This is a genomic window from Paenibacillus taihuensis (assembly GCF_003386535.1).
Taxonomy (GTDB): Bacteria; Bacillota; Bacilli; order Paenibacillales; family Paenibacillaceae; genus Paenibacillus_Z; species Paenibacillus_Z taihuensis.
This window is the reverse complement of the sequence record NZ_QTTN01000030.1, coordinates 23142-48100: the sequence shown is the minus strand read 5'-3', so window position 1 is coordinate 48100 and position 24959 is coordinate 23142. Positions and strand designations below refer to the sequence as shown.

The window sequence follows — 24959 nt, the reverse complement described above, 5'->3', positions numbered from 1 at the left end:
TACAGATGGAATTCCTCATTTATTTTGCACAATGCAGCGCTATTATCGTTACTTATGTCTTTCTATTAAGGTGGATCTATCCATTCTTCGAGCGGCTCCCGGTGAAGATGCAGCCGATTCTGTCCGGTCTTATCTTTACGATTATCGGAGTCGTCATTATGCAGAAGCCGCTTGATCTTACGCATGGACTGCATATGGATGTGCGGCATGTCAGCATTATTTTATCAGGCGTGTTCGGCGGTCCAATATCCGTCCTTGTCACGACAGTTTGTATTGGTTTATACCGGCTATCGATGGGCGGCGAGCTGCTGACACCGCTTGGATCGCTCGTGGTTACGGCATTGATTAGTGTTGCTGCGTATCGAATTAAGCAGCGGCGCGGGGAAGCTTTTGACAAGTACATGTGGCTGTTCGGGTTTGCCATCGGCCTGCAAATTACGCTGTGGTTCTACTTCTTCTCTCCGGATGAGTCGTCTAGCTATTATATGAAGCATTTTGCAGCTACATTTACGCTGTTCCATGCCGTTGCGATTCCGCTTTATTATTCTTTAATTTCTCGGGAAATAAAACGGTTCTGGGCAGAAGAGACGCTTGTGCAATATAAGGATCATCTGGAGGAGCTTATTACGGCTCGGACGAGCGAGCTTGTAGCGAATAACGCTCAGCTCATTCAGGCGAAGAAGGCTGCGGAGGAAGCAAACCGGGCGAAGGGCGAGTTTCTGGCGAACATGAGCCATGAAATTCGGACGCCGATCAATGCGGTCATCGGCCTCAGCTATTTGCTGCAGCGGACGGAGCTTGAGTCCATGCAGAAGCAGTACGTCGAGAAGACGCTTATCTCCGCGAAGAACTTGAATACGCTCGTGAATGATATTTTGGATTTTTCGAAAATCGAGTCCAAAAAGGTTACTCTGGAGCAGGTCGACTTCGATCTGTACGAAGTGCTCAGCCAAATCTCGAATCTGATCAGCGTTCGCGCTTATGATAAGGGGCTGAAGCTGCATTTCTCCATCCATCATGAAGTGCCGCAAATGCTGGTGGGCGACCCGTTCCGGCTCAGTCAGGTTCTGCTCAATCATTCGAATAACGCGGTGAAGTTTACGGAGGAAGGGGAAGTCTTATTCGTGGTGTCTGTTGCACGGCGGTCTGAGCGCGGCATTACGCTTAAGTTTACCGTAACCGATACTGGTATCGGAATTACAGAGGAGCAGCAGAAACGGCTGTTCCACGAATTCAGCCAAGCGGATATGTCGACGACACGGAAGTATGGCGGTACAGGGCTAGGGCTTGTCATTAGCAAAAATCTTGTCGAGCTCATGGGCGGCACAATCGGTGTCGTGAGTGAAGCGGGGCAAGGCAGCAGCTTTACGTTCACAGCCAAGTTCGGCCATAGTACCGGCGCAATTTATTCCATGCATACGGCGAAGGCGCTGAAGTATTTGAGAGTGCTGCTCGTCTGCGAAGATTCGGATATGCGGCTTGTGTTGAAAGGACAGCTGGAGCAGTTCCAGTTCATCGTCACGGTGGCGGAATCTGGAGAAGATGTCATCGAGCTAGTTTATACGCAAGGCAGCCGCTTTGACCTTGTCATTCTGGACTGGAAGCCGACCAATGAAGCGGCGATTCCGCTTGCGGAACGAATTAAGCATGAGTTCGGGGGAGCGGTTCAGGTGATCGTCCTCGTGAACGCATACCATGATCCGGAGCTGACCCGAAGCTTGCATTCGAATGTAATCGAGAAGGTGCTCTATTATCCGATTAGCCATTCCAGTTTGTTTAATGAGCTGATGGGGCTGTTCCAGGAGCATTTCTTCACCAGCCAAGCTGCTGCTGCATTGGAAGGCGAGCAAGCGGGCGCGTTCGCTGCGCTTAGCCAAGCACGGATTCTGATTGTAGAAGACAATGAGATTAACCAGCTCGTCATCAAGGAGATTTTGCACGGGAAGCATATTAACGTTGAGGTAGCCGAAAATGGTGCCGAGGCGGTTGAGCGCGTGAAACAGCATCCGTTCGATGTGATCTTGATGGATCTGCAAATGCCGGTCATGGACGGCTACGAGGCGACTCGGCGAATCCGGGATATTCCGTACGCGATGCATACGCCAATTATCGCGATGACGGCGGATGCGATGAAGGGCGTCGAGGAGCAGGTGCTCGAGGCGGGCATGGATTTCTACGTGACGAAGCCGTTTGATCCGATGCAGGTGTTCAGCATATTGCAGCGGTTCATTCAGCGGAAGTAGATGTAATGGATTGTTATGGGATAGAGAAGAGAGCACCTTGAGTGAGGTGCTCTCTTCTGGTTTGTTGCGCGTTTGCGCGGATGATCATGATTTCATCTTCGTCTTCGCTGCTCTCTCGGACGGGGAAACCGCCGAAAACCGTGCCCGGGATTCGCAGAGAGAGCAAATACGTTCTCTCTGCGCTTTCCGCAGCAGGGAATTCCTGTCCCTGCGGTTAACTATATAGCGAGGTGATCGCGATGCAGGACAATGTATATAAGTACAACTTCGCGCGCTGGGAGTCGCTGGCGCGGGAGAAGGCTCTATTCACGCGGCCAAGGCTGGACCTGACGCCAGAATCGGCGCGCGAATATTTGGAGCTGGAGCGGCTCGGCATTGAGCCTGCGGGGAAGCGAGTGCTGTGCCTGGCGAGCGGCGGCGGGCAGCAGTCGGCGGCGTTCGCGCTGCTTGGCGCGGATGTGACCGTGTTTGACTTGTCGCCATCCCAACTAGAGCGCGACCAAGCTGCAGCAGACCATTACGGCATGAAGATCCGTACGCAGCAGGGCGACATGCGCGACTTAAGCTGCTTCGAAGCGGACTCATTCGATCTTGTCTGGCAGCCGTACTCGCTCAATTTCGTGCCGGATTCACGCGTTGTTTTTGCACAGGTGTCTCGGATTCTGCGGAGTGACGGACTTTACTACTTCATGTGCGCCAACCCGTTCTTCGCCGGATTGACTCATGAAGCGTGGAATGGTGAGGGCTACACGTTGAAGCATCGTTACGAGGATGAGCGTGTAACGACTTATCCCGATCAAGAGTGGGTGTATGACCAATCCGCTGCTGAGCGTCGAATCGAGCAGCCGGTGGAATATACGCAGACGTTAAGCCGGATGATGAACGCGCTTATTAAGGAAGGCTTCCAGCTCGCGTATTTCGGCGAAATCACGAGCGATTATCCAGGCTCGCAGCCGGGGGACTGGGGGCATTTCACAAGTATTGCTCCGCCGTGGATTGAATCGGTGTGGCGGTATGCGCCGCGTACTCGCTAACAAAAAGGTGTTTACCATTGCGCTCAAGCTCTGCAAAGGAGCGCGCAAACGGTAAACATCTTTTTTCTAACTTTATGGGCTTTAATCATGGGTCTGCGATTCCTCGCGGAACCTTGCAGGCGTGACGTGCATCAAGGCGCTGAACGTGCGTGTAAAATAGTGCACGGAGCCGAACCCGGTCTTCTCGGCGATCTCTTTGATCGACAGCTCCGAATAGCGCAGCATCTCTGCCGCTTTCCGCACTCGTTGCTTGCGGACGTAGTTCGTATACGATTCATATACGCCAGAGGAGAACAGGCGGGACAGATGGCGCGGCGATAGATTAATCTGCGCCGCGACCTTCTCCAGCGACAGCTCGTCATCGCTCAGGTTATCGGTGATGAACAGCTTCGCCTGCTTCAGGAGCGCCGATGAGCTGCGCCTCGGCGCCGTCCATTCAACTTGAAGCGAGTCCGCGAATACGCCAGGAAGCGCAAGCAGCAGCGAGCAGGCGATCTGCGGCAGCACTGCTTCTGGCAGCGATGGCGCATCGCCGCTGCGGCGAATGATCGACCGCCACAGCTGGGCAGCGGGGAGATTGTCTCCATCGTAGACGACAATCTGATCCGACACCGCCATCGCTTGAAAAGCAGCGCGGACCGTCTCCGGGCTGCTGCTTTCATCAAGCTCGAAAGCGACGTACAGGATCGCAAGCGTTGGGTCGCATTGAATCGTATGGTTAATGCCCGGACGCGAGCAGAACATCGTGCCGCTCCGAAGCTCATAAGTGGTGCCGTTATCCGTATAGGTGCCTTGACCGCCCAGCACATAGCAAATCTCGAAGAAGGAATGTTTATGAAGAAAGTTGGAGGTCAGCTGCTCGTTGACGCCCCAATAATGGACATTAAATACCGCGTCTGACGACTTTAACCGCAGCGCGTATTGATTAAGCCACGTGTCGCTCTCATTCCATAGATACATAGCTGGCATCCCCTTGTCCGTGTTCAGATGGCGTGAAAAGACAAAAAGCTGGCTTCTCTCTCTAAAGACCAGAACCCCTTGATTCTACTACAATTAAGCTATAAGAAAGTTACTAATCTTACGGAGGGTTGTAACATGATTACACCACAAGATGTAGATTTTTACAATGAGAATGGCTACTTGCTCGTTAAGGGAGTCTTCAATAAACAAGAAATTATAGAAATGCGCGAAGCTGTCGACAAGATTATTGACCGTGCCGCACGCGCGAACATGGACCAGAACCACCAATGGCAAGGCGACTTCCTGCCGCCGGAAGAGCTGAAGAAGCTCGTGCTGAAGGGCTTCCACGATGTGCAGTATCATGATGCCGCTTTCATGCGCGCAATGGTTCATCCGAACATGGTGGCTGTATTGTCGCAGCTGATCGGTCCTAACGTTCAACTCCACCATTCCAAAATGCTCGTGAAGCCGCCAGAGAACGGTGCTGCATTCCCGATGCATCAGGATCACCCGTACTTCCCGCACGATAATCACACGATGCTTGCGGCAAGTGTGCACATGGACGATGCCGATCTTGAGAATGGCTGCCTGCACGTCATTCCAGGCTCTCATAAGCAAGGGCCGCTGCAACATGTTGGCAGACACTATCTGAATGCCAAAGAATATCCGGTTTCTGAAGGCACGCCTTGTATTGCAGAAGCGGGCGACGTGCTGTTCTTCAACTATTTGACGATCCATGGTTCGCCTGCTAACAAGAGCGAGCGGACTCGCCGTAACGTGCTATACCAATATCGCAGCGCGACGGACTTCCCATCGAACAGAGAGCATATCAATTGGGGCAGCGGCATTATGGTATGCGGCGAGAACCCGAACTTCAATAAAGCAAGACCTGAGTTTAATCTTGTATCTTTGTAAACTCATACGGAACGTTTCCACCAAGCCGGCAAGCGCGCATGATGCGCCTTGCCGGCTTTTTCTATTTCACTCGCGCCTTGCGGGCTTCTTCACATGGATTTCATTTATGAATGCTATTGTGAAGCGTGTAACAACAAATAGAGAGGTGGAATTTCAACCTTATGGATCGTTCTAACATTAAATTAATGGCTGCAGCAATGCTGTTCTCTGTCATGCTGACGGGATGCGGCGCGAAGGACGATGGCCAGCCAGCAAATAATGGACAAGCGGCTGTCAGCAGCGTAAATGATGGTGGCAGCGGCCCTGTGCAGCCGGACCGTACGGCGGATTATTTTGCAAAAGTAGTCAGCGTCTCGGGTAACACCATTGTGCTTCAGAAATCGACGATGAAGCCGAGCGATATGCCCGGAGGCGGCGGATTCGGCGGCCGTGGAGGCGGTAAGGGACAACGTCCGAACCGGAATGGAGACGGGCAGCAGCAAGGCGATAACGGTGCTCCGCCGGCAGACGGCCAGCAGCAAGGCGATAACGGTGCTCCGCCGGCAGACGGCAGTCAGAACGGGCAAGCCGCAGGCGGCTATGGTAATGGCAAGGGCAACGGTGGCAACCGACAAGGCGGAGGCCGCTTCGGAGGCGGCGGCTTCATGAATCAGATGAAGTATGAAGATGCGCAAACTTCCTTGGCTGTTGATGGCGACACCCAGATTGTGTCCATCAGCCGCGGACAAGACGGCATGACAACCAATACGCTGCAAGCTGCCGATCTGAAGGCAGGCGATGTGCTGAGTGTATGGCTCGCGTCTGACAACAAGACGGCTCAATATATCATGCTCCGCTTTAATCCGGCGGCAATGCAAGGACAAGGAAAGGCAGGAAACGGACAATGAGAAAATGGTGGGTGCTCGGCATCGGCGTGCTGCTCGTTGCAGCAGCAGTTGTCGTCTATTTGAAGATGGACAAGAGCAAAGAAAAACCTTTGACGCAAGCCCAAGCGACAACTCGGGTTGTGAAAGGAACAATCGATGTCAGCGTCAGCGGCACTGGCAGCTTGGCGCCGGTTGACCGGCAGACGATTAAAGGAGCCGAGCAAGGCACGGTAGATAAGGTGTACGTGAAGGAAGGCGACATCGTCAAGAAGGGCGATGTGCTTGTCTCCATTGAAGGAGAAGACAACACTGACAAAATCAAGTCGGAGCAAGTGAGCCTCGAGAGCAAGCAGCTTGACCTGCAGGATATGCAGTCGAAGCTGAAAACAGCGACTGAGGAGAATGATATCGCCAGCATTAAGCTGAACCTCAAGAAGCAGCAGCTGTCGATCGATCAATCGGTAGAGACGATCGCTGACCTCGAAGATGCGCAGAATGGCGATACCATCATGGCACCAATCGGCGGAAAAGTAACCACATTGTCCGTTGCGGCAGGCGACTCGCTCAATCCTTCCACGGAACTGATGGAAATCGCTGACTTCCAGCATTTGCAGATCGCAGTTGGCATCGACGAGCTTGATATTGCGAAGGTCAAAGTCGGCCAAAGCGCGACTGTGACTGTCGAAGCGCTCTCCAATCAGGCATTCACAGGCAAAGTAACGAAGATTGCCGATGAAGGTACTTCGAGCAATGGCGTTGCATCCTTTGATGTAACAGTAGCCATTGATAAGCCGGGCGAGTTGAAGAGCGGCATGTCGGCAGAAGCGAACATCCAGATCGAGAAGAAAGAAAACACGCTCATGCTTCCGATCGATGCTGTTCAATCGCTAGGCGGCCGTTATATGGTTATTTTGCCTGAGGGCACAGCAGGTACTGGCACAGGAACAGGTACAACTGGACAAGGCAATGGTGCCAATACGCAAGGACAGACTGGCGCGCAAAGCGGCGGTGCTCAAGGCGACAAGGCAAGCCAAGGTACCCAAGGCCAAGGTCAAAGCGGTAGCGGCACGCGAGGCCAAGGTACTCGCGGTCAAGGCAATTTCGGCGGCGGTCAAGGCGGCTTCAGTGGCGGCCAAGGCGGAGGAACCGGCCGTACAGGTTCGAGAAACAATTTTGCCAGCCGTCTTGGCGGTGTTCCAACGATGGTTCAAGTTGGTATTCATAACGAAGATTATATCGAAATTCTTTCCGGCCTCAAGGAAGGCGATCGCGTCGTTCTTCCGACAGTCGTTTCTTCAACGAACACGAACCAGCAGCAGGTTGGTTTCGGAGCAGCCGGCTTCGGCGGTCTCGGCGGCGGAGGCTTCGGAGGCGGCTTCGGCGGTGGAGGCGGCGGCAACTTCCGTGCATCCGGCGGCGGAGGCGGTGGCTTCGGCGGAGGCGGTACCAGAACGAGCGGCGGAGGCGGCGGTGGAGGAGGTACGCGCTAATGGAAGCTAAACCTCTCATCCAGATCGAGACGCTATCCAAGCAGTACAAGATGGGCGGCGAGATTGTTCACGCCCTAGACGACATCTCGCTGCGTATCAACTATGGCGATTTCGTCGCCATTATCGGCCCATCCGGCTCAGGTAAGTCGACGCTGATGAACGTTATCGGCTGCCTTGATGCGCCGACCGCGGGTAAGTACTGGCTCGACGGCGAAGAAGTGAGCCGGCTCCGGGAGAGCAAGCTTGCCGAGATCCGCAACCGAAAGATCGGATTTATTTTTCAAGGCTTCAACCTGTTGAATAAGCTCAGCGCGCTTGAAAATGTCGAGCTGCCGCTTATCTATCGCGGGGTTCCGGCAAAGCAGCGCAAGGAGCAAGCGATTGAGGCACTGACAAAGGTCGGTCTCGGGGAGCGCGTGAAGCATAAGCCGAGCGAGCTGTCGGGCGGTCAGCAGCAGCGTGTTGCAATTGCCCGCGCGCTTGCCGGCAATCCTCCGATTCTACTTGCGGACGAACCGACAGGGGCACTCGATACACGCACAGGCGCAGAAGTTATGGAGCTTATGAAAGAGCTCAACAGACAAGGACATACAATCGTCCTCATTACGCATGATACGGCAATATCCAAGCAGGCCAAGCGCGTCGTGCGCATTCAAGACGGTCAAATCAGCGAAGAAGGCGGTGAGAGACGTGAACCTCAGTCAAGCCTTCAAAATGGCGGGTAAAAGCATACTCGCCAACAAGATGAGGTCGCTCCTCACGATGCTCGGCATCATCATCGGCGTTGCCGCCGTCATCGCGCTCGTTGGCGTAGGGCAGGGAACGACGAAGCAGGTTACCGATCAGGTCGAGAGCCTGGGCACGAACCTGCTTACCGTCAACATTACGGGCCGCGGCTCGAAGACGACGGTGGATTATAAGGAAGCGGAAGAAATTACGAACAAGGATGACATCGCCTTCGCAGCGCCGATTAACCAACAGAATGCGAGCGTGAAGAACGGCAGCGAAAGCACGAGCGTCAGCGTCGTCGGCACAACGGCTGATTACCTCGATGTTAAGGAATACGAGCTGGCGCAGGGCCGCTTCGTTGCTCAAATTGACCTCGATTACTATCAGCGGATAGCGGTGCTAGGCGCAACGACGGCGACGGATTTGTTCGGTACGACGAACGCGGTCGGTCAATCTTTTCTCATTAATGGCGTGCGGTACAAGGTCGTCGGCGTGCTTGCGTCCAAGGGCAGCTCGCTGACCGGCTCCAATGACGAAGTGGTCGTTATTCCGATCACGACCTCCGAGCGATTGTTTAAATCCAAAGGGGTTAAGACTATCAACGTGCAAGTAGCGGATGCGGACAAAATGGATCAGGTCGTGACCGAGCTCGAAACGGAGCTGAGCAAGAAGTTCCGCGGCGACACAAACAGCTACCGCGTCTTTAACCAGCAGGACTTGCTCGACTCGTTCAGCAGCATCTCCGATACGCTGTCGCTGGCGCTTGGCGGCGTCGCGGCAATCTCGCTGCTCGTCGGCGGTATCGGCATTATGAATATTATGCTCGTGTCGGTAACCGAGCGCACGCGGGAGATCGGTATCCGCAAAGCGATCGGTGCGAAGAAGAAGGACATTATGATCCAATTCCTCATCGAATCGATCGCGCTCAGCGGTCTCGGCGGGTTGCTTGGCATCGCCATAGGTATAGGAACTTCTCAGATTCTATCCCATGCGATGAAGATCACGGTCGTCTTGTCGATTCCGGTTATCGGACTCGCATTCGGCTTCTCGGTATTCATCGGCGTCGTGTTCGGGTTATTCCCGGCGAACAAAGCATCGAATTTGCGTCCGATCGAGGCGCTGCGATTCGAATAAGGACAGATGGAACAAGCACGGATTGGCGGATTCTACGCCATCCTGCGCTTGTTTCATTTTTTTTATATGTCATTGCTTATTTTTATATTTACGTTGCTGAGCAAAGTCCATTAAAGTAGCGATATAACGGTATTTTTATTCGAGAGAGGTGCTAGGCTTGAAGCAGAAATTTACTTATGTAGCGCCAGCAAACGGCTACCCGGAATGGAATAACAATCCTGAAGTGTTCGCGCTTAATCGCATGAAAGCACATGCGACGTTAATGCCTTTCGATTCCGTCGAAGAAGCGTTTAAGGGCGACCGTGCTGCTTCGCGCAGCTGCATGCCGCTCAACGGCATGTGGAAATTCGCCTTTGCAGAGTCTCCTTCTCAGCGGATTGTCAATTTCTATGAAGATGGGTTCGACACTTCCGATTGGTCGGAGATCAAAGTGCCTGCGCATTGGCAGCTGCAAGGCTACGATTACCCGCAGTACACGAATATTCGCTATCCGTGGGAAGAGTCGGAGCCTGAGCTCATGCCGCCTTTTGCGCCGACTAAATATAATCCTGTCGGCTCGTATGTCCGCAGCTTTACGGTGCCTGAGAATTGGGAAGGACAGCCGGTCTTTATCAGCTTCCAAGGGGTTGAATCGGCGTTCTATGTTTGGGTCAATGGCGAGCTTGTCGGCTATAGCGAAGATACATTCACGCCGGCTGAATTCGATCTTACGCCGTATTTGCGCGCAGGAGAGAATAAGCTTGCGGTTGAAGTTTACCGCTGGTGCGATGCAAGCTGGCTGGAGGATCAGGATTTCTGGCGGATGAGCGGGATCTTCCGCGATGTCTACTTGTACACGACGCCGAAGGCGCATATCTATGATTTCTTCGTGCTGACGGAGCTGGATGCCGCGTATCAGGACGCGGAGCTGAAGCTTAAAGCGACGATTACGAATTACTGGGAAGCGCAGCTTGGTACGGTGACGGTCGAGGCGCAGCTGTATGACAGTGCGCAGAAGCCGGTATTGGCTCAGCCGATTGTGGTGACAACGACGCTTGGCGCAAGCGAAGCGGAGGTGGAAATCGATGCGTCGGCTCATGTTGCGAATCCGCTTAAGTGGAGCGCTGAAGAGCCTAACCTGTACACGCTGGTCATCAGCTTGAAGGACCACGAGCAGCAGCTGCTGGAGACGATCAGCTCACGCGTCGGCTTCCGCAAGTTCGAGATCAAGGACGGCCTGATGCTCATTAACGGCAAACGGATCGTATTCAAGGGAACGAATCGTCACGAGTTCTCCTGCCATACGGGACGCGCGCTTGAGCTGCAGGATATGATTACCGACATTAAGCTGATGAAGTTATATAACATTAACGCAGTGCGTACTTCGCACTATCCGAACCAGGCAGTGTGGTACGAGCTATGTAATGAGTACGGCCTGTACGTCATTGACGAGACGAACCTGGAGACGCACGGCAGCTGGAGCTATGACCAGTTGGAGCTGGTGCCGAAGAACGTGCCGGCGAGCAATCCGGCGTGGACGGCGAACGTGCTTGATCGTGCCAATTCGATGCTGCAGCGCGATAAGAACCATCCGTCCATCGTCATCTGGTCACTCGGTAACGAGTCGTTCGGCGGCGACAACTTTGTTCACATGCATGATTTCCTGCGTGAAGCAGATCCTTCCCGAATCGTGCATTATGAAGGCGTTACGATGTGGAGAGACTCGGCGGCAGCGACTGACGTGGAGAGCTACATGTATGCGAAGCCGAATAAGCTGGTGGAGTATGCGCATGATTTCCGTCCGAAGAAGCCTTATATTCTGTGCGAATATTCGCATGCGATGGGCAATTCCTGCGGCGGTCTCCATATCTACACAGAGCTGTTCGACAAGTATCCGGTGCTGCAGGGCGGCTTTATTTGGGACTGGGTCGATCAGGCGATCTGGATAGCGGATGAGGACGGCAATGGCGGTCATATGGCTTATGGCGGCGACTTTGGCGAGAAGCCTCATGACGGCAACTTCTGCGGCAATGGTTTGATTTTCGCGGACCGTACCGTTTCCCCTAAGCTTGTTGAAGTGAAGAAGTGTTATCAAAATATAGACGTAAATGCCGTTGATCTAGCAAAAGGCATCATCAGCATCCGAAATAAGTCACTGTTCACGAATGTGGACCGCTACACGCTTCAATGGTCAGTGGCGGTTGATGGTGCGGTATCGGCTGCCAATACAGGAAGCCTCAATGTATCGGTGTCGGCAGGCGAGACGCAGGAAGTAACGCTCCCTCTGCCTACGATCGTTGAAGGCGAAGCGGTGCTGACTGTCAGCTTCGTGACGAAGGAAGCATCCCCATGGGCGGAAGCGGGCCATGAGGTGGCATTCGAGCAGTTCATTCTGCCAGCGGCTGAACAGGCAGCGGCAGCAGTGAAGCGCAAAGAGAGCAGCGGCGCTGTGCAGGTGGATGAATCGGCGGCAGCAGTAACCGTTAGCGGTGCAGAATTCTCTGCGACCTTCGACAAGGCGAGCGGGAGCCTCGTATCGTATCAAGTACGCGGCAACGAGCTGCTGAAGGAAGCGGTATCGCCGAACTTCTGGCGTGCGTATACCGATAATGACCGCGGCAACAAGCATCCTGAGCGCTGCGCAACTTGGCGCGGTGCAGGTGAGGAGAAGGTGCTTCGCGAGCTGAGCTACGATGTGCTGGCTGATCGTGTTATCGTTCAAGCATCGTATCTGCTTCCGACGACTTCGGCATCCGCATGCACTGTCACTTACACGGTTTCTGGCAATGGTGCAATTGAGGTTGGACTTCAGCTTGCTCCAGGCGCAGACTTGCCGGAAATTCCGGAAGTGGGCATCATGCTTGTCATGGACAGTGCTTACGGTGAACTGGAATGGTACGGCAAAGGACCTGAAGAATCGTATTGGGATCGTCAATCCGGCGTGAAGCTAGGGCTATATAAAGGGCAGGTCGCGGATCAAATCGTTCCATACCTTCGACCGCAAGAGTGCGGCAACAAGATGGCAGTACGCCGCGCTTCGATTACAGCAGCAACGAGTGGCGCTGGATTGCAGATTACTGGCTCGCCGACTTTCGAGCTGAATGTGCTTCCTTATACGCCGTTTGAGCTTGAAGCGTACGACCATGCTCATTTACTGCCTGCGAGCGATAAGACTGTCGTGCGGATCAACTACAGACAGATGGGTGTTGGCGGCGACGACAGCTGGGGCGCATTGCCGCATCCGCAGTATCTGCTGCAAGCGAACATGACTTATGCGTTCTCGTTTACGATTCAAGGCAAATAATTGGTTGTAAAATGAAATAAGCGTCCCGGCAGCAGCTGTATGGTTCACATACAGCCGCTTGCTGGGACGCTTATTTCTGTTAGAGGATCAGTTATCGACGATGACCTTCTGGCCTTCCGCGATGCCTTGAATAATCTCAACCTGATCATTCGTTTTCAGGCCGACTTCGACATCGACCTCTTTGACCCGGTCGTTCTCAATCGTTTCGATATAGTTGCGGCCGAACATGCTCTGAAGCGCGCCGCGCGGGATCGTAAGCACATTATCGCGCTTCTCGATGAAGAGCTTAATATCGGCTAGCTGGCCAATCTCGACTGGCGGCTTGGGTGCGTCCAGAGCGATGATGAGTGCACGTGCGTTGCGACGCTGGATGCTCTCGTTGTCGCTTTTAGGTGCTGTCGACGGCGTTTGGATGACTTTTCCTTTATACGTCTTCTTATCGAACGTGACGTCTACCTCGTAGCCCTTCTTCACCGCAGTGATTTTGGACGAATCGGTTGATTCATAGATGAAGTTCACCTTGCTCGGATCGGATACGACGGCCATGACGCGATTCGCTTCGACGGCTTCTCCTGGCTTCATGTCAATCAGGTACGTTACGAGACCGTCAGAAGGGGCGAGCAGCAGTGCTTTCGCGTATTGCTTCTCGAGTGCCGAGAGCTGAAGCTGCTCTTTCTCGAGATCAATCTTGGCAAATTGAATTTGATCCTTGTCCGAGCTGTTCTTCAGTGAGTCGGCATATTGGAGCGAGCGTTGCTCCACGGTAAGCTTCTGCAGCTTGATCTGCAGAGGGAGGTCACCGGTATCGAGCTCCGCGATCGGATCGCCTTTCTTCACTTTGTCGCCTTCCTGCACATGCATCATTTTCAAGATCCCGCCGGATTCGCTGAAAGACACATTGTTGTTCGTATCGGAGGAGGCAGTTGCGGTCGAGGTCAAGTACAGCTCCATGTTGCCGCGTGTAACGAGGGCGGTGTCATGGACTTCTTCCTTCTTCGATATGATTGGCGGTTGGAGCGACTCCTCTTCTGCTGGCAGCAAGGAGCACCCGCTGAGCAGCGAAGCCGCAATCGTGCCTGCTAATATGAGACGCAGCAAGGAGGTGCGTCTTGTGCGCTTTCTGGAATGTAGAGTTTGCACTATGAAATTCTCCCCTCAGTTGGGATTGCATTTAATAGGACGATCGCAAGCTGCTATATCAAAAGAATAACGGTCGTCTATAGCGATGTCAACGGTTACATTTCCAGTTATTAGTATGAAATGGAAATGACATTCTCTTAAATTGTTCCAGCGGCACATCTGTGCTAAGGTTGCTGTTAGATTCTATTTTACGGTAGTAGAAGGCTGAGGGGTAGTCTTGGCTGAAAAAAAGGAAGGTGACAGCAGGCATGACGACGGCTTCGGTTCGTTCTGCGGCGGTGCAGACAGGAACCATCTACGCCATTCTATTCGCAATTAGTTCAGTGCACTTAATGAATGATACGATGCAGGCTGTTGTCGCGGCATTGTTTCCTATCTTGCAAAAATCATTGACGTTGTCCTATGGCCAGATTGGCTGGATCGCGTTTACGCTCAATATGACGTCGTCGATCATGCAGCCGCTTGTCGGCTACTTCTCGGACAAGAGACCGGCACCGTGGATGCTGCCGGTCGGTATGGGGCTCAGCTTGATCGGGATGGCGGGGCTCGCTTTCGCGCCGGGCTTCTGGTTCGTGCTGCTCGCTGTCGTATTCGTCGGGCTCGGCTCGGCGATCTTCCATCCGGAGGGCTCGCGTGTCGTTTACTTCGCGGCAGGCGGTCGCCGGGGCTTGGCGCAGTCTATCTATCAAGTAGGGGGCAACGCAGGCAGCTCGCTGGCGCCGCTGATGACGATCTTTCTCTTCGTCCCGCTCGGCCAGTCTGGGGCGATTTGGGGCACACTGCTAGCGGCAAGTGCGATTCTCATTCTGCTGCGCGTCGTGCCGTGGTATCGGGAGCAGCTGGAGCAGCATGGCAAGCCGGTGAAGCGGGCGGCTAATAAAGCGAGTGCCACGTCGGAGAATAAGCTTAGCCGCTCCACGGTGACGATGGCGCTCACGATTCTCGTTCTGCTCGTGTTCGGAAGATCATGGTACATGAGCGGCATCTCGACATTCTATCAATTCTTTGCTGAAAATAAATACGGCTTGTCCGTTCGCGAAGCACAGGTGCCGATCTTCTTGTTCATGGCTGCAGGCGTGCTCGGCACGTTCTTCGGCGGCGTCATGGCAGACCGGATCGGTCGAAAGCGGATGATCGCGCTGTCGATGGGATGCGCGACGCCATTCGCGCTCATCCTGCCGCATCTGCCGCTGATGTGGATCTATCCGGTTACGTTTATTCTGGGCTTCGTTCTGCTGTCGGGCTACTCCGTCAGCGTCGTTTACGCCCAGGAACTTCTCCCGGGCAAAGTCGGGATGGCGTCGGGGCTCATCACCGGCCTCGCCTTCGGCATGGGCGCGCTCGGCGCGGTCGTTCTCGGCAAGCTCGCCGAGGCATGGGGGCTCGACCAGATGATGACGTCCTCGAGCTTCCTGCCGATCATCGGCATACTGTCGTTTCTATTGCCGCCGGATCGCCGGGATGCGGCTTGATGGCGTAGATGAACGCTTAAACTCGCCTGCGTCGCTGAATTCGTCGAAGTTTCAAAACTAGCTAGCTCCGCTGTCGCCGAGAGAGGATAAAGCCTCCTCAAACGCCAAAGTACCGCTAAACGCGGCTGAGTGAGGCAAAACCCGCTCTCAGAGCGCTCGATGTCGCCGATCCACCGCGAAAGTGCCGCGGAGGACCTCTGTTAAGAAAGTGGACACAAACTAAGACGTTTTTCTCTTATCAAACTGCGACTTCAGCAGACCAGCTACATGCGTGAGATTCGTCGAGATTTAGCTAAAGAAGTCCAGCAGACCGGCTACATGCGTGAGATTAACTGAAGAACCGCCAAATGAGCGAGAGTCCTCCAGGTATCTACATTGGCCGAAATCGGCCAAATGAGCGAAAGAGAGTCCCCCAGGTATCTACATTGGCCGAAAATCGGCCTAATGAGCGAAAGAGAGTCCCCCAGGTATCTACATTGGCCGAAAATCGGCCAAATGAGTGAAAGAGAGTCCCCCAGGTATCTACATTGGCCGAAAATCGACCAAATGAGTGAAAGAGAGTCCCCCAGGTAACTACATTGGCCGAAAATCGACCAAATGAGCGAAAGAGAGTCTTCCAGGTAGCTACATTAGCGGATGAACGGCGCGGAGAGAGTGAAAAGCCGCTTTCAGCGGCGAGAATCGCGAAAATGCCTTCTGAGAGAGGTGGAAACCCGCTCTCAGAGCGCCTTATATCGCTAAACCACCGCGAAAGTGCAGCGGTGGTTCAGCGATATAGGGCGCGAAGTCAGACACCGCGTTGCACCACCTGCACACCGCTGCAATCCCAACCCGGACTTGAACATAACCGCTCCCATCGCGTAAGCTATAAGAGACAGCACACAAGCACAAGCTGTCGATCAACCAACTAAGGAGCGTGCATATTGCATGGCGAAGAGTGAATCGAGGAAACGATTAGAGAAGAAGCTAAGGCAGGGCGGAATGGACCCGAGACTGCAGAGAGGAAGCTGGAACGGAGTGAAGCCGGTCACCCAGATTAAGCCGGATAAGCGCAGCAAATATGTACTTCCCAAGAATGACGATGATCGAGGCTTTAAGCGGCGGAACGAAGCGGCTTGAAGCTTGGATCATCGTCATTCTTCATTTTCACGGTTATTTCACCTCGATTACAAACACAACCGAGCTGTCGCCTTTCGAATATTTGCCATCATCCGTCTTCCAATACGCGGATATGCCATAGTGGTAGACTCCCCGAGCCGTCGGAGCCTTGAATGCCCCGTCCGCCAGTTTTACAATTTCATATCCATTATCATCAAGAAATTGCTGTGCGTTCAATATCGATGGTGCGGCCACGTCTTCAAGACCGATGTGAATCGTGCTCCCAGCTTCGACGATAGTTGGCTCAATCTGCTTCGTCATCATTTTACCCCATGCATAATCGGCACAGCCGCGGTTGCCCCAACAGTAAGTGCTCTGAGTTACGGGTATAACCGTTTCACCGGTCGTAACGACGAACACAGGAAGCGAGTCCTGCGCGAGTTCACGGACTTTCGATGATACTTGGGTTTTCCACTCTCTCGGATTAGGCAAGCTCAAAACCCAACCAATGGAACCGGCAACGACCAGAAGCAGCAGCCCCCAGCGCCACTGCAGCAGATTACGAAGTTTCATGGAATAACCCCCCTATTCTCTCTTCTCTCCAGACGAGCCGGATGGCTCAAATGTTCCAGCCAGATCGTGCCAATAGCGAGTTTCCACTCTAACCCGCCCCTAATCCAAATCACACTCGCTGTTGATAAATAACAAACAAATCGATATAATGTCTATAGTATAAATAAACTAAATACGGAGTTGTTTGACCATGAACATCCTGGACTCGTTCTACAATGCTTCTTTCTCAGAGCTCAAGCAAGGTTATGCTTATCATGCCGATACGGAAAGCTACTACTGCCTCGTATGCGGCGAACAGTTCGAGGAGGGCATTGTTTATCAGGTCGATACGCGCCTCATGGAAGCCCATAAAGCGGTTGCTGAGCATATCGCGAAGAAGCATGGATCAATGCTGGAATACTTGCTCGGATTAGATAAGAAGCTTACAGGTCTAACCGACCTGCAGAAGCAGCTCATCGGCGCATTCGCAGCAGGCACTTCCGACGCTGACACGGTTACACTGACGGGCGGCGGCAGCGCCTCGACGATCCGAAACCATCGTTTCGCGCTCAAAGAGAAGGCGAAGCAAGCGAAGCTGTTCCTTGCCATTATGGAGCTGATGGACGGCGGACTTCCAGCCGGCCAGAAATTCGTGCCCGTTCACCGTACCGCGCCGCTCGTAGACGAACGGTACGCGCTTACCAGAGACGATTACAATGCGCTGCTAGCCAAGTATTTGCCGCAGGGATTAGCAGGTCCGCTTACCGGACTGCCTCGCAAAGAGAAGCGCAAAGCCGCGCTGCTCCGCCATGTGGCGACAGCGTTCAAGAAAGGCCGCAAGTACAAGGAAACAGAGGTCAACGAGCTGCTCAGACGGTTCATGCCCGAGGAGTTTGTAACGTTAAGACGTTATTTGGTCGATTACGGGTTTCTTAATCGCGAGAGCGATGGAAGCACGTACTGGCTGAATGTATAACTGAAGGAGGATTACCCGCATGACAGTGAACAGACGCAAGGAATTGCAAAATGAATTCGGCATGAAGCAGCGCGCGATGGGCGTTTATCAGATTGTAAATGACCGCAACGGCAAGCGATATATCGCTTCTTCCTCGACGATCGAATCGGCCTGGCAGCGCGAGAAATTCACGCTCGACATGGGCGGTCACCCGAACAGCGAACTGCAGAAGGAGTACAAGGAGCAGGCTGGCGCAGATTTTCGCTTCGAAGAGCTGGAACGCCTGAAGCTCGGCGATGAAGTACGCAATGATTACAAGGATTCGCTTGTTCCGGGCACGTCAATACTTAACAGATCCGTCGTCCAGTCTTACCGGGAGGCGCTGAAGAAGCTGGAGCAGAAGTGGCTTCAGGAGCAGCAGACGTACATCCCGAACGGCTATAATAAGCCGCCCAAATAGAACAATAAAGGGGAATGAACATCTTGTTTCGCAATCGTTTTTTCCAAACCGTTTTAATGTCCAATATTTTGCTGCAAATCGGGATATGGGTCCGAAACTTTGCCATCTTGCTCTATGTAACGGAGAAGACGGACAATGATCCCATTGCCGTATCGCTTATCTCGGTCGCGGAATTCGCGCCGATCTTCCTGTTTGCCTTCATCGGCGGCACGTTCGCCGATCGCTGGCGCCCGCGCAGAACGATGATTTGGTGCGACTTCCTGTCGGCTGCGGCTGTTGGCGTCGTGCTGCTTGCGCTTATTTATGAATCATGGGCAGCGGTCTATCTGGCCACATTCCTGTCAGCGACGCTCTCTCAATTCTCCGCCCCTTCATCGATGAAGCTGTTCAAACGCTATGTGCCGCAGGAGCAGCTGCAAAGCGCGATGGGGATTTTCCAGACGTTAATGGCGCTCTTCATGATCGCAGGTCCGTCCATCGGAACGATCGTGTTCCAGAACTTCGGCATCCACGTCTCGATCGCCGTTATGGGCGTCGCGAGCTTGCTGTCCGCGCTCGTCCTCATCCGCATCCCGCGCGATGAAGTGATCGAGTCTTCGGCGGAAGCGAAGCAGACGACGGTCATCTCCGAGATGAAGGATGGTCTCCGCTATGTGTGGGGCAGCAGAGTCCTTCGCACGATGTGCATCACGTTCCTGCTTGCCGGATTGTCCGGCGGCCTCGGCCAAACGATGGGGATATTCGTCGTAACGGAGCGGCTCGGCCAGCCAAAAGAGTTCCTCCAATATGTGCTCATGGTTAGCGGAATCGGCATGCTCGTCGGAGGTGCAGGCGTTGCAGTGCTGGCGAAGAAGATGGCACCCGTCAAAATGCTCGCGCTCGCCCTGGCTGTCTGCACGGTCGGCACGATCGGCGTCGGCTATTCCACGAACGTTCCGTTTACGCTCGTTCTGCAGCTGTTCATGGGAATGATCTTCCCGATGATTCATATCTCAATCAATACGATAATGTTGAAATGGTCCGAGGCTGCTTTCATCGGGCGCGTCAGCGGTATCATGGGTCCGATGTATATGGGGGCAATGGTGCTGATGATGGCGATTGCCGGTCCGATGAAGACGATTTTGCCGCTCACCGTCATCTATACGATCTCCGCATTGTTCATGCTGGCGGGTACGCTTTCACTGCTGCCGCTCTTCAAACAGCAAGCGCCGGAGAAGCCGGCGACGAGCTTGAGCGCATAAATTTTTCCAAAAATACCTGTTGACATGGAAATGGTCAGCAGGTATTATCAGGTTAAATCATAGTAAGTCGATAGGGATATAATAATTAATCCACCGGATATCCGGAGAGAGACCGTTCATCAAAGAGATGAATGCGTCTCTTTTTTTTATCCTTCCGACGACGACCAAGAAGGTGGAGGTATCGCTTATGAAAACTTATTTTGCGAAGAAATCGGCTTTATCCGCTTTTGCTCTCATTATCGCTTCATCCCTTGTTTTATCCGGCTGCGGCGCCAAAACAACGTCGACGACGGCTTCGGCGAATCCGAGCGACAAAGAGGCTCTGGAAGTAACGGAGCTGCGCTATCAAGGCTCGGTCGGATCTGTCTCATTCCCCGAGCTGACGGAGGATCTTGGCTACCTTGCGCCGCTGAAGCTCAAGTTCATCGGCAATACGATCAGCGGTCCGCAGGATATTCAGTCCGTTGTGACGGGAGACACCGATTTTGGCGGGGCGTTCAACGGGGCGATCGTGAAGCTGCTGGCTGCGAAAGCGCCGATCAAGTCCGTCATCTCCTACTACGGCGTGGACGATCAGACGTGGACGGGATATTACGTGCTCGACGATAGCCCAATTAAGTCAGCGAAGGATCTGATCGGGAAGAAAATCGCGGTGAATACGCTTGGCGCGCACCATGAATTTGTCATTAAAGAGTACCTGCACCGTGCAGGGCTGACCAAGGAAGAGATTGATCAGGTGACGCTCGTCGTGGTGCCTCCGGTGACTACCGAGCAGACGCTCAGAGCGAAACAGATCGACGTTGCGGCGCTTGGCGGAATTCTTCGGGATAAAGCAGAGGAACGCGGCGGCATCCATCCATTATTCAAAGACAAAGATCTGTTCGGCACGTTCAGCGCAGGCAGCTATGTGCTGACGAACAAGTTCATCAAGAACAATCCGAACGCCTCCCGCAAGTTCGTAGAAGCGACGGCCAAGGCGATCGAGTGGGCGCGTACGACGCCGAAGGATGAAGTGGTGGCAAGGTTCGAGAGCATCATCGAGAAGAGGGGCCGCAAGGAGGATGCCGCCGCGATCAAGTTCTGGAAGAGCACGGGCGTTGCAGGCAAGGGCGGCTACATTGAAGATAAGGAATTTCAAACGTGGATCGACTGGCTGGTGAAGGAAGGCAACTTGAAAGAAGGGGAGCTGCAGGCGAAGGACCTGTACACCAATGAGTTCAACCCGTACAAGAACGACGCGGATGCCAAATAAATCAGGCGAAAGGAGCGGGCTGCGATGACGACAGAGGCGAAAGAAACACTAGAAGCGAATCTAGCGATTGCGAAAATCAGCCTTCAGCATGTACGCAAGTCTTTCCGCATCAAGCGGAATTTGACCCATCTCAAGGAGGATCATCAGCCGGTTTCGGCGCTACAGGATATCAATTTGGGCGTGAAACCGGGAGAGTTCATGGTTATCGTTGGGCCGAGCGGCTGCGGGAAGTCGACGCTGCTCGATTTGCTGGCTGGCCTCACGAAGCCGAACAGCGGTCAAATTCTTATCGACGGCAAGCCGATTACCGGACCGAATCTCGACCGGGGCATCGTGTTCCAGCAATATGCGCTCTTTCCGTGGAAGACGGCGCTGGCGAATGTTGAGTTTGGTCTTGAGGCGAAAGGGGTTCCCCGCAAGCAGCGCGGCGAGATTGCCCGCAAATATATTCATCTCGTAGGATTGGCGGGCTTCGAGCATCGCTATCCGCATGAACTCTCCGGCGGTATGAAGCAACGCATTGCCATTGCGCGCAGCCTTGCATACGACCCCGAGGTGCTGCTCATGGATGAGCCTTTCGCGGCGCTTGACGCACAGACGCGGGAGACGCTGCAGTCGGAGCTGCTGCGAATATGGGAAGCGACGAAGAAAACGATTATTTTCATCACGCATGGTATTGAAGAGGCGGTCTATCTCGGGCAGCGTGTAGCGGTCATGACGTCGAGACCGGGGCGGATTAAAGAGATTATCGAAGTGCCTTTCGAGTCGAGAACGACGGAAGAGGATCTGCGGTCAAATCCCGAGTTCGTGAGGATTCGCCATCAGATTTGGGATTTGTTGAAAGATGAAGTGTCGCGGGCACAAGAGCAGGAGAAGAGCAAAAGTCTGACTGCGCCGGGCAAGAAAACAGCAGGCAAAGGAGCGGGTATTGATGGCTAAGTCCTCAAGTGAAGTACTTGCGCGCTACGAGGTGGAGAAGAAGCGGGCGGGAAGCCAGCCTGCTGGAATTTTGCTTCGAGCGGCGGCAGCTAAAGTACAGCAATGGTTTCGCAACCTGATCGTCATTGCCGCATTCCTCGCGTTATGGGAAATCGCGCCGCGTTCAGGGCTCGTCGACATCACCTTCTTCCCGCCGCTCTCCACGGTGCTCAAAGCATGGTGGCACCTGCTCCTATCCGGCGATCTGGCTGCGCATGCGGAAGCGAGCTTAAGCCGCTCGCTAGGCGGATTCTTGCTGGCGCTCGTGATCAGCATCCCGATCGGCCTGGCAATCGGTTGGTGGAAGCCGGTCGCCGCCTATCTGAATCCGCTGCTCGAAGTGATGCGCAACACCGCGCCGCTTGCGATTCTGCCCGTATTCATCCTGCTCCTCGGACTTGGCGAGACGTCGAAGATTTCCATCGTCTTCTACGCCTGCTTCTTCCCGCTGCTTCTTAACACGATCAGCGGCGTGAAGAACGTCGATCCGCTGCTCATCAAGTCGGCGAAGTCGATGGGGCTATCCTCTATCGCACTATTCCGCAAAGTTATTATTCCGGCTGCAGTGCCAACAATCTTCATCGGTATCCGCCAGTCTGGAGCGGCTTCCATTCTTGTTCTTGTTGCTGCAGAGATGGTCGGGGCGAAGTCTGGCCTCGGATATCTCATCCAATATACGCAGTTCAGCTTTCAAATCCCTGAGATGTACGCAGGCATTATCTCGATTTCCGTCATTGGCCTCATTCTCAATTATGTCATCTTGACCATCGAGCGGAAATTAACGGCGTGGAAACAGACCTACGGCGATTAATTGATTTTGAAGAAATGAAAGGTGCGTGAAAGTAAGATGAGCAAGCAAAAGCAGCAGATGAACCTCAACGTATTCATTATGAACGCAGGTCACCACGAAGCGGCATGGCGGCACCCCGCAACGGAGCCGCACCGCATTACAGATATCGCCTACTTCCAGCGGATTGCCCAAATCGCGGAGCAGGCGAAGTTCGACTCGCTCTTCCTGGCGGATGGCCTGGCGGTGAGCAACAACATTAAGCACGGCGCGTTCGTGGGGCTGGAGCCGTTCACGCTGTTGTCCGCGCTCGCCGCGGTGACGCAGCAGATTGGGCTGATCGGCACCGTCTCGACGACGTACAACGAACCGTTCCATGTCGCGCGCAAGTTCGCTTCGCTCGATCACATTAGCAAAGGGCGCGCGGGCTGGAACATCGTCACGTCGGGCAGCGACTTCGAAGCCGGCAACTTCAGCAGCGCGAAGCATCTCGCTCACAACAAGCGCTATGAGCGGGCGCATGAGTTTCTCCGCGTCACGACTGGCCTGTGGGACAGCTGGGAGGACGATGCGATCGTCATCGACCGCGAAGCCGGCGTGTTCGCGCAGCCGGAGAAGGTGAGGGCGATCCAGCACGAGGGCGATACGTTCCATGTGCGCGGACCGCTGAACATTCCGCGTTCGCCGCAGGGCTATCCCGTCCTCGTGCAAGCCGGCTCGTCGGAGGACGGCAAGGAGTTCGCCGCGCAGTTCGCGGAGGCGATCTTCACGGCGCAGCAGACGCTCGAGGATGCCCAGCAGTTTTACCGCGATGTGAAGGCAAGAGTCGCCAAGTATGGTCGCAATCCTGACCAGCTGAAGATCCTGCCTGGCATCTGCGCAGTCATCGGCGCGACGGAGTCCGAGGCGAAGGAGAAGGAGCAGCAGCTCAACGAGCTGACGGTGCCGGAGTACGGGCTGACTCAGCTCTCCAACATGCTTGGTGTCAGCCTGTTCACGTATCCGCTGGACGGTCCGCTGCCGGAGCTGCCGAACATTACGGATATTAACGGCAACAAGAGCAGATTCCAGCTCGTTGCGGATCTTGCGGGACGGGAGAAGCTGACGATCCGCCAGCTCATTCACCGTCTTGCCGGAGGCCGCGGACACCGCGTCTTTGCCGGGACTGCCGTGCAGGTGGCCGATCAGCTGGAGGAGTGGTTCACGCAAGGAGGCAGCGACGGCTTCAATGTGATGCCGCCATATTTGCCGGCCGGCTTGGAGGAGTTTGCGTCGCAGGTTGTGCCGGAGCTTCAGCGCAGAGGATTGTTCCGCACCGAGTATCAGGGCAGCACGCTTCGGGAGCATTTTGGGCTTAGCCGCCCGGTTAATCAGTTCGCTGTGCAATCGAATAAGAACAGCCAAATTATCTAATAATAGGAGGCCAAAATCATGAGCCAAGTCGAGCGTAATGAAGCGGCCGAAACGAATGTCAATTTCGAGGTCCGTCCGGTAGCGGGCAGAATCGGTGCGGAAATTCGAGGCGTGACGCTGTCTGCGGAGCTGTCCGAAGAAACGGTAAGCTTCATTCGGGAAGCACTGCTGAAGCATAAAGTCATCTTCTTCCGCGGCCAGCATCAGCTGGATGACGCGGGACAAGAGGCGTTCGCTAATTTGTTAGGAAGTCCGGTGGCTCATCCGACAGTGCCGATCAAGCAGGGCACGGATTACGTGCTCGAGCTGAACTCGGCGCATGGCGGTCGCGCGGACTCCTGGCATACGGATGTTACATTCGTGGATGCCTATCCGCAAGCGTCGATTCTACGTGCAGTCGTCGTGCCGGAAGCGGGCGGCGATACGGTATGGGCGAACACGGCAGCGGCGTATGATTATTTGCCTGCAGAGCTGCAGAAGCTCGTCGACGGATTGTGGGCAGTCCACTCGAACGAATACGATTATGCTGCATATCGCAGCAAGGCGGTGGACGAAGAGGCACTCAAGAAGCACCGCGAAGTATTCGCATCCACGGTGTATGAGTCGGAGCATCCGCTCGTACGTGTACATCCTGAGACAGGAGAGCGCACACTTGTGCTCGGTCATTTCGTGAAACGGATTCTCGGCTTGTCGACCGCCGACTCGGCGCAGCTGTTCTCGCTGCTGCAGAACCATATCACGAAGCTGGAAAATACAGTCCGCTGGCGTTGGTCCGAAGGCGATGTCGTCATCTGGGATAACCGGGCGACGCAGCATTATGCGGTGAACGACTATGGAGACCAGCATCGTATCGTTCGTCGTGTAACGGTTGATGGCGATGTGCCGGTCAGCATCGATGGACGTTCCAGCGTAACTCGCAAGAGGGTACCGTCGGTTGTGTAACTGCAGCAAGCTGGA

General features: G+C 54.2%; 21 protein-coding genes. 18 read left to right on the top strand and 3 right to left on the bottom strand.

Features of this window, described 5'->3' with window-relative positions; all coding sequences use genetic code 11:
- The first annotated feature begins 5 nt into the window (after positions 1-5).
- Together A8990_RS21655 and A8990_RS21650 are read left to right on the top strand one after the other, a co-directional pair.
- Positions 6-2243 carry a response regulator gene (locus A8990_RS21655; protein ID WP_181909706.1) on the top strand — a complete coding sequence of 746 codons (2238 nt, stop codon included), beginning with the start codon at positions 6-8 and terminating at the stop codon, positions 2241-2243.
- Between the two features lie 239 nt (positions 2244-2482).
- Positions 2483-3277, top strand: a complete 795-nt coding sequence (locus A8990_RS21650; RefSeq protein WP_147306845.1) for a class I SAM-dependent methyltransferase — start codon at positions 2483-2485, stop codon at positions 3275-3277.
- Positions 3278-3358: 81 nt separating this feature from the next.
- Here A8990_RS21650 and A8990_RS21645 read toward each other — a convergent pair whose 3' ends face one another.
- On the bottom strand, positions 3359-4237 hold the full coding sequence (locus A8990_RS21645; RefSeq protein WP_181909705.1) for a helix-turn-helix domain-containing protein: 879 nt from the start codon (positions 4235-4237) through the stop codon (positions 3359-3361).
- A 135-nt stretch (positions 4238-4372) separates the two neighbouring features.
- Between A8990_RS21645 and A8990_RS21640 the strand changes: the two genes are divergently transcribed.
- The 6 genes from A8990_RS21640 (at position 4373) to lacZ (ending at position 12654) form a co-directional block, all read left to right on the top strand.
- Positions 4373-5152: a phytanoyl-CoA dioxygenase family protein gene (locus A8990_RS21640; protein ID WP_116191137.1), complete on the top strand. Its 780-nt coding sequence runs from the start codon at positions 4373-4375 to the stop codon at positions 5150-5152.
- Positions 5153-5313: 161 nt separating this feature from the next.
- Positions 5314-6039 (top strand): hypothetical protein, encoded by a 726-nt coding sequence (locus A8990_RS21635; RefSeq protein ID WP_116191136.1) that lies wholly within the window; start codon positions 5314-5316, stop codon positions 6037-6039.
- Positions 6036-7508 (top strand): efflux RND transporter periplasmic adaptor subunit, encoded by a 1473-nt coding sequence (locus A8990_RS21630; RefSeq protein ID WP_116191135.1) that lies wholly within the window; start codon positions 6036-6038, stop codon positions 7506-7508. The genes A8990_RS21635 and A8990_RS21630 overlap by 4 nt, the downstream gene beginning before the upstream one ends.
- Positions 7508-8233 carry an ABC transporter ATP-binding protein gene (locus tag A8990_RS21625; protein ID WP_116191134.1) on the top strand — a complete coding sequence of 242 codons (726 nt, stop codon included), beginning with the start codon at positions 7508-7510 and terminating at the stop codon, positions 8231-8233. Before A8990_RS21630 ends, A8990_RS21625 begins: the two co-directional genes overlap by 1 nt.
- The gene (locus tag A8990_RS21620; RefSeq protein WP_116191133.1) at positions 8199-9371 is read left to right on the top strand and encodes an ABC transporter permease; all 1173 of its coding nucleotides are present in this window, start codon (positions 8199-8201) and stop codon (positions 9369-9371) included. Before A8990_RS21625 ends, A8990_RS21620 begins: the two co-directional genes overlap by 35 nt.
- A 157-nt stretch (positions 9372-9528) precedes the next feature.
- Entirely contained in the window at positions 9529-12654 is a 3126-nt protein-coding gene (gene lacZ, locus A8990_RS21615; protein ID WP_181909704.1) for a beta-galactosidase, LacZ type, read from the top strand.
- Between the two features lie 87 nt (positions 12655-12741).
- Here lacZ and A8990_RS21610 read toward each other — a convergent pair whose 3' ends face one another.
- Complete coding sequence (locus A8990_RS21610; RefSeq protein WP_116191132.1) at positions 12742-13794, bottom strand: efflux RND transporter periplasmic adaptor subunit; 1053 nt, start codon at positions 13792-13794, stop codon at positions 12742-12744.
- A 248-nt stretch (positions 13795-14042) separates the two neighbouring features.
- On the opposite strand from A8990_RS21610, the gene A8990_RS21605 reads away from it, so the two are divergent.
- Positions 14043-15266 (top strand): MFS transporter, encoded by a 1224-nt coding sequence (locus A8990_RS21605; protein WP_116191131.1) that lies wholly within the window; start codon positions 14043-14045, stop codon positions 15264-15266.
- A gap of 927 nt (positions 15267-16193) precedes the next feature.
- Positions 16194-16385, top strand: coding sequence for a hypothetical protein (locus A8990_RS21600; protein WP_116191130.1), 192 nt, complete (start codon positions 16194-16196; stop codon positions 16383-16385).
- Positions 16386-16418: 33 nt separating this feature from the next.
- Here the strand turns inward: A8990_RS21600 and A8990_RS21595 are convergent, their stop codons facing one another.
- Positions 16419-16937 (bottom strand): hypothetical protein, encoded by a 519-nt coding sequence (locus A8990_RS21595; protein ID WP_116191129.1) that lies wholly within the window; start codon positions 16935-16937, stop codon positions 16419-16421.
- A 190-nt stretch (positions 16938-17127) separates the two neighbouring features.
- Here A8990_RS21595 and A8990_RS21590 point away from each other — a divergent pair, with 190 nt between their 5' ends.
- The 8 genes from A8990_RS21590 to A8990_RS21555 all read left to right on the top strand — a co-directional run bounded on the left by A8990_RS21590 (position 17128) and on the right by A8990_RS21555 (position 24944).
- Entirely contained in the window at positions 17128-17892 is a 765-nt protein-coding gene (locus tag A8990_RS21590) for a DUF2087 domain-containing protein (protein ID WP_116191128.1), read from the top strand.
- A 19-nt stretch (positions 17893-17911) separates the two neighbouring features.
- Positions 17912-18331 (top strand): GIY-YIG nuclease family protein, encoded by a 420-nt coding sequence (locus A8990_RS21585; protein ID WP_116191127.1) that lies wholly within the window; start codon positions 17912-17914, stop codon positions 18329-18331.
- A 14-nt stretch (positions 18332-18345) separates the two neighbouring features.
- Positions 18346-19572 (top strand): MFS transporter, encoded by a 1227-nt coding sequence (locus A8990_RS21580; protein ID WP_116191126.1) that lies wholly within the window; start codon positions 18346-18348, stop codon positions 19570-19572.
- Positions 19573-19759: 187 nt separating this feature from the next.
- A complete protein-coding gene (locus A8990_RS21575; protein ID WP_116191125.1) occupies positions 19760-20824 on the top strand; it encodes an ABC transporter substrate-binding protein in 1065 nt (354 codons plus the stop codon).
- A gap of 24 nt (positions 20825-20848) precedes the next feature.
- On the top strand, positions 20849-21763 hold the full coding sequence (locus A8990_RS21570) for an ABC transporter ATP-binding protein (protein WP_116191124.1): 915 nt from the start codon (positions 20849-20851) through the stop codon (positions 21761-21763).
- Entirely contained in the window at positions 21756-22613 is an 858-nt protein-coding gene (locus A8990_RS21565; RefSeq protein ID WP_116191123.1) for an ABC transporter permease, read from the top strand. The genes A8990_RS21570 and A8990_RS21565 overlap by 8 nt, the downstream gene beginning before the upstream one ends.
- A gap of 36 nt (positions 22614-22649) precedes the next feature.
- Entirely contained in the window at positions 22650-24002 is a 1353-nt protein-coding gene (locus A8990_RS21560) for an LLM class flavin-dependent oxidoreductase (protein WP_116191122.1), read from the top strand.
- Between the two features lie 18 nt (positions 24003-24020).
- Positions 24021-24944 carry a TauD/TfdA dioxygenase family protein gene (locus A8990_RS21555; RefSeq protein WP_116191121.1) on the top strand — a complete coding sequence of 308 codons (924 nt, stop codon included), beginning with the start codon at positions 24021-24023 and terminating at the stop codon, positions 24942-24944.
- Positions 24945-24959 lie beyond the last annotated feature (15 nt).